Genomic DNA, 10,704 nt, shown 5'->3' on the forward strand with positions numbered 1-10,704 from the left:
GAGACCCACACGGTCTTGCCCTCGAAGCCCGTGACGGCCCGCAGGCTCACTCCACGGCGGAGGTGCTTTCCGCTGTAGCCGGCCAGTCCGCTCGGCAGGCGCGTGCGGCAGGTCAAATGAGACAGATAGCCAGCAAGGCTCTCCGGTCATCGAGTTGAGACGTCAGATGTCTCACTCAACTACAGGAGAACCTCGCTCATCTCGCTGCCGCCGACACCGCCCGGCCATCACCCGATCGGCGCGCCACCCTGAAAAAGCTCCGTGACCGATCTATGCTCGCATCGTCTGGCCGGCAAGGTCGTAAGAGCTTCACCGGCGAGCGCGAGGCCTGTCTTGTGGTCTTCCGCGGATGCCACCGCTACGCCGCCAGCCGGTGCCACAGCGCCTCGGGCGCCGCAGTCCCTCGCATGCGGGACCGCGCCCGACACGCAAGCAGCTGCCCCGACCGAAGCCGCACGGCCTGTGTCCAGCATTCGGCGTCCAGTCCTATTAATTCCGCAGGCTCTACGCCTAACGGATTAATGTCGGCCAGATAAGTATGTCTACGATCTAACTGATGGTGTGCATGGATTACAGTGCGCCGTAAGTGTGATCCCACGAAAGGAGAACCACTGTGCCACCCAATTCTGAACCCCAGCTCGACCAGCCCGTCGCATTCCGACCGGACAGTCTCCGCATTCACGACGACATCATCGCGGACTACTCCGCAGGTCACGACGAGCAGACCCCCGCAGACGCCGCCGAGCGGCCGGGAGCGGTCCCGCCGCCCGCACCCACTCGGCCGGCGCCCCAGGAGCCGCTCGCAGCCCGCCTGCGGGCCGGATTCGGGCAGGAGTGACGACGAAAAATGTGGCTTCAGTACAGTAACCAGACCACCTCGGGAGTCTGGCTCGCCGTCGGCTACTACGCCGAGGGCTGCGACGCGGGATCGAACTGGGCATCCAAAGGATGGTTCCGGATCGAACCCGGAAAGTCGGCCACCCCGCTCTGGACGACGAACAACTACTCCACGTTCTACGCCGAGTCGGACGACGGAAGGGTCTGGAGCGGCCCGTACACCGTCACCCTGCCCCTCAACGCCTTCAGCGACTGGTGCTGGGACCTCGGAGTCGATCCAGGACAGAGCGTAGGGATGCGGCTCGTGACAGCATCGAACGCCTGGTTCCCATGGACGGCCACGGTCAACCTCACGTGAAAATCCGCATTGCAAGGCCTTAGGCCGCGCAGCTAGGCGATCGACAGCACAGGCGCAGGATCCTGACACAGAGTTTGTTGTGCTCTGTGATCAACGGAACCTGTGCCTGTGCTGCCATTGCGGCTGACGGAATCGCTCTGGGATCAATCCGCGATCCTGCCGACGGGCACCGTGGTGATGGGTCAGCCGGGCGACGACCCGGCCCGGTATGTGATGCTCAACGGCGCGGCCGTGCACATCTCGGCCTTGGAGTGGACGGCGAACGGCTGCGACACCCGCTCGCTGATGGGCGTGCCGGATGAGTGGCTGGGCACCGCGGCGGTGCACCAGATCGCCAACGGCACGGTCGTGAAGGACGCCTCGGGCGCCGACGCCAGCGTGTACGTGATGGCCGGCGGCTTCGCCGTACCGCTCACCTACGCCGACTTCACCGGCCTCGGCCACGACAAGCGCCCGCTGGAGGGCGCCCCCGGCGAGTGGCTCAAGTCGGCCGCGGCCAAGGCCACCCCCGCCGACGGAACCATGCTGCTCTCCCCCGGGGAGCAACACCGTCTGGCAGATCACCGCCGGCACCAGGAAGGCCTTCACCGTTGACGCCTTCGGCCCCGGCAAGCTCGGCTTCGACGACGTGGGCGGCGTCCCGACCGCCTTCGCCGCCAAGATCCCCACCGCTACCGCCTGAGCGGACCCCCTCGGGTCGCCCCCCCCCGCCGGGGCGGGGCCGGCCCGCCGGCGTGCACCCCGAAAGCCCACGGAACGACGGCCGAATCGGCTCCGGCGCCGGATTCCACCTCTCGGGAATCGGTTGCACGTTCCACGATTCGAAGGCCCGACAGGAAAGCGGTACGGGCCGGAGTTATGGTATAGCCGAGGGTGAGGCCACGGGAACCAGGATGTCCCCGAGAGGTATCCCCACGTGTGATCCGGCGACCGTTCGGGATCACCATTGTGGAATCTTCAAGAACGAGGTTTCACCGATAGCGACGGCCGCTACCGACCGTCACGAAAATCCCACCGAGTCCAGTGGCGTCCGTGCGCCACGTGCCGTGACCGGCACCCGCGCACGGCCGCGGAGGAGCATTCGGTCATGGCACCCCAGGACGGCACGAATTTCCCGAGCTTCGCCCAGTTCATCGACGACGTCGCCTCGGCCCGGCACGATGAATTCACCCGCAGGTCGCGTTCGGCGACGGCCGGGGAGGACGAATTCGCCGCGATGCGGCAGCACATTCTCGGTCTCTATTCAGGTGTCGACGTCCCGCACAGCTTCGTCGACGACAACGGGCAGATCTTCGACTGTGTCCCCATCGAGGATCAGCCCTCGCTCAGGGGCGGCGCCGAGGGCCCGGCCGTCCCGCCCGACGCGCCACCCCAGCCTGCCCCGCGCGGTGAGGCACCGGCCCTGCCGGTGCAGCCGCAACTGCGGTCGGACCGGCTGGACAAGTTCGGGAACCCGATGTCGTGCCCGCCCGGCACGATCCCCATGCGCCGGGTCACCTTGGAGGAACTGGCCCGCGGACGCACCCTCAGGGACTTCTTTCACAAAGTCCCCGAGGGAACGGGACGCCACCCCCGACTGAGCCCGGCCGCCATCGAGGCGAATGTCCACAAGTACGCACACGCGTTCCAGGTCGTCGACAATCTGGGCGGCCACAGCTTCGTCAACATCTGGGACCCCAACATCGGGTCGCAGGTGTTCTCGCTCTCGCAGCAGTGGTACGCCGGCGGTTCGCCGGTCCAGACCGTCGAATGCGGTTCCCAGATCTATCCGGGCAAATACGGCACCACCCAGCCGGTCCTGTTCATCTACTGGACCGCGGACGGCTACCAGAACACCGGGTGTTACAACCTCGACTGTTCGGCGTTCACCCAGACGAATTCCGCCTGGGCGATCGGCGGGACGCTGAGCCCGTCGAGCGTCTGGGGCGGCGCGCAGTACGAGGTCGAGGTGACCTGGTACTTCTCCGGTGGGAATTGGTGGCTCTATCTCGGCGGCACCACCGCGAGCAATGCGGTGGGTTACTACCGGGGTTCGCTGTTCGGCGGCGGCCAGCTCTCCAGGAACGCCGTGGACATCGACTACGGCGGTGAGGTCGTGGACATCACGGCGTGGCCGCCGATGGGGAGCGGCGCGTTCGCCAGCAGCGGCTGGCAGTTCGCGGCCTACCAGCGCGACGTCTACTACTTCGGCGTGAGCGGAGGCGCCCAGTCGGCGTCGCTGACCGCGTCGCAGCCGTCGCCGAAGTGCTTCACCACCGCGGTCGGCCACGCGGCGCCGCCGTGGAACGAGTACTTCTTCTTCGGCGGACCGGGCGGGACCAACTGCGAATGACCCGCCGGCGGCTAGCCCTTCGGGCTTCCGGGCCGCGACGACCCGGAAGCCCGAAGAGCCGGATGGACCCGGGCCTCAGGGGGACACGAACCCTCTATGGCTGTAGAGCGGCCGGTCGCTGGTAGTGGCTGGTGCGGGCGCGGGCTTGGTGCCGGCGACGCCATGCCGACCATCACAGTCGGTGTGCGAGATCACGGACGGGCTGGACCAGCAGGGCGGTGAACAGCCGTTGGATCTCGCCGCAGGTGAGCGGGGCGAGTTCGGGTGATGACGCACTGCTGGCCCGTTCAACGGCGGCGGTGACCGTGAGGAAGGCGGGCGCGAGGCCAGAGTGGTCCAGCGGCGGACCTGGTGCTCGTCCAGTCCGGCCAGGCCCTTGGCTGCTTGGAAGGCCTCCTATGCGGTCGCTCAGCGGGACGGGGTGGGCCGAGTAGCAGTGGTAGAAGGCGAGTTCGCCGGTGCGCCGGTTGTGCCGGATCAGCAGCCACCAGTAGCCGGGCCGTCCGTCGGCGTGTCGATGTCGACCTGGGCCCAGTCGTAGAAAGCGGCGGCCTTTGGCTTCCGGACCGGCGGACAGTCGCTGCAGGCCCGTTTCGGCAGGCCGTGGGCGAGGACACTGGCCTGGAAGACGCCTGCCCGGGTGGGGATCGGCCGCTTGCGCGAGACAGCGAGGGCGTAAACGTCCGGGAAATCCCAGTCGGCGACGCCATCCACCTGGTCGGTCAGCACACCGGGGACGGCACCCCGATCGGCCTGCACTGCGTCCGCGGCACACCCACGGCGGAAAATGAGACTGCCGCGGTGCTGCGCCCGGTCGGCGTCCCGCCCGCCGGCGCCCCGACCGGCGCGCTATGGATGATGGTCTCCACAGGCCACTGGGACCGGGCCACTGTGCGGTGGGCAGCCCGTACAAACGTCCGACTACTCGACCGTGGCCAGCTCCAGCGCTGGTGCAAAGGCGAGGACCTGGCCCACCTGCTCGACCTCATCGCCGACCATCCGGTGCCGCAGGCCCGCTAGCCGTCGTCTCATAGCAGGACCTTCTCACGGGCCCGGTCACGCGGCTGCTCCGGTTTCGATCGGCGTGCCCCGCGACCGGCCGGCTCCCGGGGCACGCTGCCGTTCATCGGATGAGGGTGCGCAAGGCGGGGATGCTGCCGCCTGCGCTGGTGATTCCAGCGATGACCGCGGCGGCGGGAGGAGCACTTGTGAGTGCGGTCAAGACACCGATGACGAAGCCAATGGCAACGGCCACGAGTAGGACGACGGTGCTGTGGAGGGTGAGGAACGGTGGCTCCTGGCCGGTCGAGGGTGTGGTCGGTTCAGGAGTGGTAGTCGGCTGCGAGTTCTGGCTGGTGGTCATGCCCCAACTTTGAGGCTAGCAATGGCTTTGACCTGCAGCGATTGAACGAATCCGCAGAACACTGATCAGCCGACAGCAACCGCTGTACAGGCAAAGTGTTCGGCCGAACATCACACGCACAGAGAGAGCTGTACGGGGCTGTTCGGGGAAGTTCGGTGCTGTTCGGCGCACAGAGCCCTAGCCTGCTGAGCACCAGTTACCAGGGGGACAGCAGGAATGGCAGTCGACGCAGGCGGCACCTACAACGACAGACTCCAGGACCAGGCGGACCGCCTTAGCCGCCTGCGCGTGCAACGCGGCAACCCGTCCCTCCGTGTGATCGAGGAGCGCGCGCGAAAGCTGTTCGTACGGGAGCGGGCGTCCTTGCCGATTGCGACGCAGAGCTCAGCCTTCGGCGCCAAGTACGTGGGCTTGGACAAGCTGCTGTGGCTCGTCCGCACCCTGATGTCCTGGGATGAGTACGGTGTGGACTGCGCCCCGCCGGACCGCCGGTCACCTGAGCTAGATGAATGGCGGGTGCGGTGGCAGGAGATCACCGAACGAAGGCCGACACGGCGAAGGGCGGTCGTCCCTGGCCAGGCCGCTTCTCCTACAGATTTGCCGCGAGCGTTGGAACGGCCCGTGGCCCCTGCTGCTGAAGGGCATGTCGGGGAACCGCTGTTGCCAGCAGAGGCGGCGCCTTCCTCTGTAGTGAGTCGACCCCTCAGCCAGAACCCCGTTACGAAACGGCGCCTCCCGCATCGGGAGCGGTACTTGTCCGTGGCGTTTTCGCCAGACGGACGCGTGCTGGCGACAGGTAGCGATGATGGGGAAGTGCGATTCTGGGACCCGACGAGCCGTACACCGATGGGGGGCCCACACTGCGGCCACGATGGTGAGGTTCTGTCGCTGGCCTTCTCGCCGAATGGGCAGTACCTGGCAAGTGGTGGCCGCGATGGGACAGTGCGCCTGTGGGATCCAGTCACCCAGACCCCTCTCGACCATCCTCTCGCTGCGTACGCCGGCGAGGTCTTCTCGGTGGAGTTCTCAAGGGACAGCAACCTGCTTGCAGCGGGTCACCATGATGGGACGGTGCAACTTTGGCATCCAGGCGCACGTGCTCCGCTCGGCACCTTGGGGGACCCTGGAGGCCTCATCTTCTCGGCAACGTTCTCACCGGACGGGAAGTATCTGGCTGCCGCTGGTCATGACGGGATCGTGCGACTGTGGGACCTGAACACCCTCGGACGGGTGAGCGAGTTCGACGTCGGTGATAGCCAGATTCATGCGCTTGCGTTCTCGGCGGACGGTCGTCTGCTGGCTGGTGGCACCGGGAACGGGCTGATGCTCTGGAATGGGGAGCGCTACCAGATGCTTCCCGGCCTGGTCACCGAGGTCCTGTCGGTGGCCTTCTCACCAGACGGGAGCCTCCTGGCCGCCGGTTGCGCGAACGGTTCCGTACAACTGTGGGATGTAGCCACTGAAAAGCCCGTTCGCGGACCCCTGTCCGACGACAACGTTCCAGTTGTCTCACTGGCATTCTCGCCGGACGGCAGCCTGCTGGCGACCAGCAGTGATGACTACAGGGCCCAGGTCTACGCCAGGGACGATTCGTGGCGCCCGCCGAGGCTCAAGGAACCGCTTGCCGTCAGGGCTCTCAGGCATGCCATCGACCAGGGGAAGCAACTGATGCTTCCTGCATTTGACCTCCGCAGTCTGGTCATGTCCGTGGCGTTTTCCCCGGATGCGCGGCTGCTAGCTGCCGGGTGCGGTGACGGAGCGGTGCAGTTCTGGAGCCCCGAAACCGGCACCATGATCAGTGCCATCACCGAGGGCCAGACCAGCTCCGTGCTCTCGGTGGCGTTCTCGCCGAACGGGCAGCTCCTGGCCACTGGCTATCGAGATGGAAGACTGCAGTTCTGGGACCCAGTCACCCGAACACTAGTTGGTGAGCGCCCGGCAAGTTTTGCGGACTGCCTGGCATTTTCGCCCGACGGGCAGCTACTTGCCGTAGGGGACCGTAAGGTCGTGCGGTTGTGGAGCTCCCACACGCGAAAGGTTGTTGCGGAAATCGATGGCGTTCAGGGCGAGGTGGCCTCTTCGGTAGCGTTTTCACCTGACGGTCGGCTGCTGGCTACTGGCTGCACCAACGGGACAGTGTGGCTATGGGACGTGGCTAGCGGGCAGATCGTGGGACGCCTGGTGGGCCTTGAGAGCACGGTTCTCGCAGCGGCGTTCTCCCCGGATGGGCGGCTGCTGGCGACTGGCTGCCGCGATGGGGCACTGCGACTGTGGGACATGGACAGCAGAAGTGAACAGCTCTTCGCCGGTCATGCTTCCGCTGTGCGGTCAGTGACGTTTTCACCCGATGGACGCTTGCTGGCGAGCGGCAGCGACGACTGCACGGTCCGGCTATGGGACCCGACGGATCATATGACTCCCAGCAAGCCCCTCAATGGCCATGCCTCCGCGGTGCGATCTGTGGCGTTCTCGCCTGACGGGGACCTGCTCGCGACGGGCAGTATGGACGCAACGGTGCGCCTTTGGACGACCGGCGCCCCCCACCGCAGTTCGTTCTAGAGGCTCGGTGCCAGCAGATAAGACGAACACGGCCCTGTGAAACTCGGAGCAGGGAAAGCTCCAAGATCCGCAGGGGCCGTGTTGGTCTTGCTCCTCGGACTCGCCGGCGTCAGCCGCCTCAAGCTCGGACGAGCCGGGCAACGCCGGGGCTGACAGTCGCCTAGCTGTCCTAGCCAGCGCTATCCGATGAGGCCGAATGCTACGGCGCGGTTGTAGAAGAGCTTGACGCAACCCACACCCGGTAGCTCTGGCACCAACCCAGCAAGGTCCCAGACGACATTCGCTATATCACCTGACGCTTTGTCCTTGACCTTGGTGACGATCTGCACTATGTCGCTTGACTTTAGGTCCAAGGTCTCTAGCTTCTCGGCCAAGGTCTCTAGGTCCCCCTTCAAGGTAGCGACCCCGTTTATGAAGAGGACCACGTCGACGACGTCCTCCCCCGCGTCGGTGAGCGCTTTGCCCCACTTGGAGGCAACCCCACCGAGGTCCCCGAGGCATCCCACTGTATCGTCCGCGAACTTCAGTTGATCCAGTTCTCCCGGGCTGAAAGGATGTTCCAGCGGGGAAAGCGTGACGAATCTGCCGCAGAAGAAGCCGCTCTCATTCTCGGACGGAATTCCCCCCAGAGCCTTGCATGCTTCTTCATCCGATACTCCGCCAGCAGTGGTCGAGGTAGTCGGTGGAGTGGCCGGGGCGCTCGGAGTGGCCGGTGCACAGCTGGCACCCGGGATCGTCAACCTCGTGCCCGGGAAGATCCAGTGGCCATGGTCACTCGACCCGAACACCGGCGGGCGGGGGTGCTCACGCGCAGCTGCTTCGATCACCGTTTGGTTGGCGTCGTAAATCTCAGGCCACCTGTTGCTGTCACCCAGGAGTTGGGCGGCGATCGCCCACAGCGTGTCCCCGCTCACAACGGCATGTGTGATGCACACGGGGCCGGTGGATTCGCCTAGCACCGAGGGCGGCTGGGATGCCGGCACGTGCGATGGCGGGGCTACTGAAGGGGACGCGGACGACGGAGGCGCCACCGAAGGTGGGGTGGACGGCGGTGTGGGCGAGGCCGTCGTGTGCGTGGGCGACGGGGATGTCGTCGAGTGCGTAGGTGTAGGCGAGGCTGTGGTGTGGGACGGGCTGGGCGTCGCAGTCGAGTGTGTCGGCGACGGGGTGGTGTGCATGCTGGAAGGAGTCGGCGTCGGTTGGGCGAAGGCTGCGTAGCCCGACGAGAGCACGATGGAGCCTGCGGCCAAGCTGCTGACAGTCGCCAGGGCTATTCGGCGGCCCGCGAGTATGTGTTCCCGTCCCGGCTTCCGTGACATGGTCAACCCTCCTAAGGAGTTGCGTAGCGTCATTACCTGGCGACGCTACGTGTCCTAACTGGAGACGTCCTCCCTTGATAGCCCAGATGAGAGCAGCGGTTTGAGCAGGGTCGGTCGCATGCGACCAATGCCGCGCCCGCTCCTCCCCGACCCTCTCCGGCGTCGTCATCGTTCAGATGGGGTGTCGTTCGGGTCGCGCAGCGACCGCAGCTCCCCGACCTGCAGGAGCTCCGCGCCTCCGGCCGCATCCCCGGGCAGCTCACCGTCGACTGAGCGATCCCGCCAAAACTCGGACCGAACCTCCCCTCAGGCCTTGTTCTGCTCCATGATCAACGGAGACCTGTGCCTGTGCTGCATTGCGGCTGACAGAATCGCTCTGGGGTCAGTTCACGACCCTGCCGCCGCAGTGACCGCACTGCGATCCAACCCATCTGCAGGCTGCCATCGACGCCGGACCAGCGACCGGGGCCGACCTCGGCAAGCTGCTGCAAGTCCTGTGGTTCGGCTGCTCCTGCGAGCCGACGCCCAGGCCGGGCCAAGACCGGCCGCAAGGACCCCTCCGGAACCAAGAAGTCACCTCACTTGAGAGTCCCCGGGGGGCAGATGAGGGCGGCGAAGCGAGTCGCCCTTACGCTCGTAGCGGCGGTGGAGCCGGCGGAAGCCGCCGAGTCAGGCGCCGGTTAGCTCGATGACCCAGCGGTGCCGGCCCAGGCGGGTGGAGGCCATCCCCGGCGCGCCCGGTGCGCAGACTGCGATCATTCCCGGCCGCCGGGGCGGCCGCACTGATCGTGCCAAGTCTGGCCGGCTCGCTACGGCCGTCCTCAACCAGCACAAGCTTTCGGAGAAGCGAAACCAGGAGTTGCCGGACGAGCACCCGCTGCCCAAGATCCTTAACTCCATGCCCGGCACCGGCGCCGGTGCCGGACCAGCGCCCGCATCCTGATCGACGTCGGCGACGCGAGCGGCATCCGACCGCCGCCCACCTCGCCCTGCGCCAGCCTCGCCCCTGTCACCCGCAGCTTCGGGTCCTCCGCACTCGGCGAGCAACCCTCCCACCAGGACAACAAGGTCTCCGGGACTGGTGAGCTCGCATGTCAGGGTGATGCGTATTCGAGGGCGGCCAGACCGGGCAGTCACGAAGAGTGACCGTTGTTGGGCGGCGACTAGGCAACGGTGAAACCGTCTCGCATCCCACGTCGAGCGGAAATGAGATGCCCGATGATGCCGAGACCTGCGAGGCTGCGCGGCATGGACGTGCACCTCAAGCCGTGGTCGGAATCCGCGCTCGGCCTGCTGCGGCGGATCAACACCCCGCAGATGCGCCACCACGTCGGCGGGCCCGAACCGGAGGAGAAACTACTCGACCGGCACCGCCGCTACCTTGCCATGCCCGAAACCGGCCGCGGCTGCATGTTCGCGATCTTGCTCGACGATGAAATGGTCGGCAGCATCGCCTACCACCAGCGTGACTGGCAAGGCGAACAGGTCTACGAAACCGGTTGGAACGTCCTACCGCCTTACCAGGGCCGCGGCTTCGCCGCCGCAGCCGGCACCGCCCTGATCGCCATCGTGCGTGAGGCCGCACGCCGACCCGGCGCACCCCGGGGCCTGCACGCCTTCCCGTCGGTCGACAACGCCCCCTCGAACGCGCTCTGCAACCGCCTCGGGTTCACCCTCATCGACGCCTGCGACTTCGAATACCCCCCGGGCAGCGGCACCTTGATGCGCAGCAACAACTGGCGCCTCGACCTCGCCGATCAAGCACCGCCAGAGCAGGGACAGGGCGCAGCCCGTCGATGACGCGCCGCCACGGCCTGCGACTGGTGAGCTCGCATGACGCGGTGTCGCGCGTGCCTCGGCGCGCTTGCGTCTGGTGTCACCTGGGCTTGATCCGCTTTGACGGACACTCCTGATCAGGGGCTTCGGCCCCGGAAGG

General features: G+C 66.5%; 7 protein-coding genes and 2 pseudogenes. 6 read left to right on the forward strand and 3 right to left on the reverse strand.

The window, feature by feature from the left end; translation table 11 throughout:
- Positions 1 to 847: 847 nt before the first annotated feature.
- The 3 genes from ABD353_RS29700 (at position 848) to ABD353_RS29710 (ending at position 3,527) form a co-directional block, all read left to right on the forward strand.
- The gene (locus ABD353_RS29700) at positions 848 to 1,195 is read left to right on the forward strand and encodes a DUF1036 domain-containing protein (protein ID WP_344626774.1); all 348 of its coding nucleotides are present in this window, start codon (positions 848 to 850) and stop codon (positions 1,193 to 1,195) included.
- Between the two features lie 108 nt (positions 1,196 to 1,303).
- Complete coding sequence (locus tag ABD353_RS29705) at positions 1,304 to 1,789, forward strand: hypothetical protein (protein ID WP_344626775.1); 486 nt, start codon at positions 1,304 to 1,306, stop codon at positions 1,787 to 1,789.
- Positions 1,790 to 2,282: 493 nt separating this feature from the next.
- Positions 2,283 to 3,527 (forward strand): neprosin family prolyl endopeptidase, encoded by a 1,245-nt coding sequence (locus tag ABD353_RS29710; protein WP_344626776.1) that lies wholly within the window; start codon positions 2,283 to 2,285, stop codon positions 3,525 to 3,527.
- A 94-nt stretch (positions 3,528 to 3,621) separates the two neighbouring features.
- On the opposite strand, the pseudogene ABD353_RS40570 reads toward ABD353_RS29710, so the two are convergent.
- Both ABD353_RS40570 and ABD353_RS29720 read right to left on the reverse strand, forming a co-directional pair.
- Positions 3,622 to 4,205: pseudogene (locus tag ABD353_RS40570) on the reverse strand (transposase family protein); the annotation flags it as partial.
- 445 nt (positions 4,206 to 4,650) lie between these two features.
- Complete coding sequence (locus ABD353_RS29720) at positions 4,651 to 4,890, reverse strand: hypothetical protein (RefSeq protein WP_344626778.1); 240 nt, start codon at positions 4,888 to 4,890, stop codon at positions 4,651 to 4,653.
- 444 nt (positions 4,891 to 5,334) lie between these two features.
- Between ABD353_RS29720 and ABD353_RS40575 the strand changes: the two are divergent.
- A pseudogene (locus ABD353_RS40575) lies at positions 5,335 to 6,090 on the forward strand (WD40 repeat domain-containing protein); the annotation flags it as partial.
- A gap of 30 nt (positions 6,091 to 6,120) precedes the next feature.
- Positions 6,121 to 7,449 carry a WD40 repeat domain-containing protein gene (locus ABD353_RS29725; RefSeq protein WP_344626779.1) on the forward strand — a complete coding sequence of 443 codons (1,329 nt, stop codon included), beginning with the start codon at positions 6,121 to 6,123 and terminating at the stop codon, positions 7,447 to 7,449.
- Between the two features lie 179 nt (positions 7,450 to 7,628).
- Here ABD353_RS29725 and ABD353_RS40580 read toward each other — a convergent pair whose 3' ends face one another.
- Positions 7,629 to 8,363 (reverse strand): LysM peptidoglycan-binding domain-containing protein, encoded by a 735-nt coding sequence (locus ABD353_RS40580; RefSeq protein WP_425555282.1) that lies wholly within the window; start codon positions 8,361 to 8,363, stop codon positions 7,629 to 7,631.
- A gap of 1,653 nt (positions 8,364 to 10,016) precedes the next feature.
- Here ABD353_RS40580 and ABD353_RS29735 point away from each other — a divergent pair.
- Entirely contained in the window at positions 10,017 to 10,568 is a 552-nt protein-coding gene (locus tag ABD353_RS29735) for a GNAT family N-acetyltransferase (RefSeq protein ID WP_344626781.1), read from the forward strand.
- Positions 10,569 to 10,704 lie beyond the last annotated feature (136 nt).

Origin of the sequence: Kitasatospora arboriphila (assembly GCF_039528095.1) — a bacterium.
Lineage (GTDB): Bacteria > Actinomycetota > Actinomycetes > Streptomycetales > Streptomycetaceae > Kitasatospora > Kitasatospora arboriphila.

What these genes read in the sequence shown, in the direction of transcription:
- ABD353_RS29700 (WP_344626774.1), top strand. Translation starts at nt 848, where the DNA reads ATGTGGCTTCAGTACAGTAACCAGACCACCTCGGGAGTCTGGCTCGCC.
- ABD353_RS29710 (WP_344626776.1), top strand. Translation starts at nt 2,283, where the DNA reads ATGGCACCCCAGGACGGCACGAATTTCCCGAGCTTCGCCCAGTTCATC.
- ABD353_RS29720 (WP_344626778.1), bottom strand. Translation starts at nt 4,890, where the DNA reads ATGACCACCAGCCAGAACTCGCAGCCGACTACCACTCCTGAACCGACC.
- ABD353_RS29735 (WP_344626781.1), top strand. Translation starts at nt 10,017, where the DNA reads ATGGACGTGCACCTCAAGCCGTGGTCGGAATCCGCGCTCGGCCTGCTG.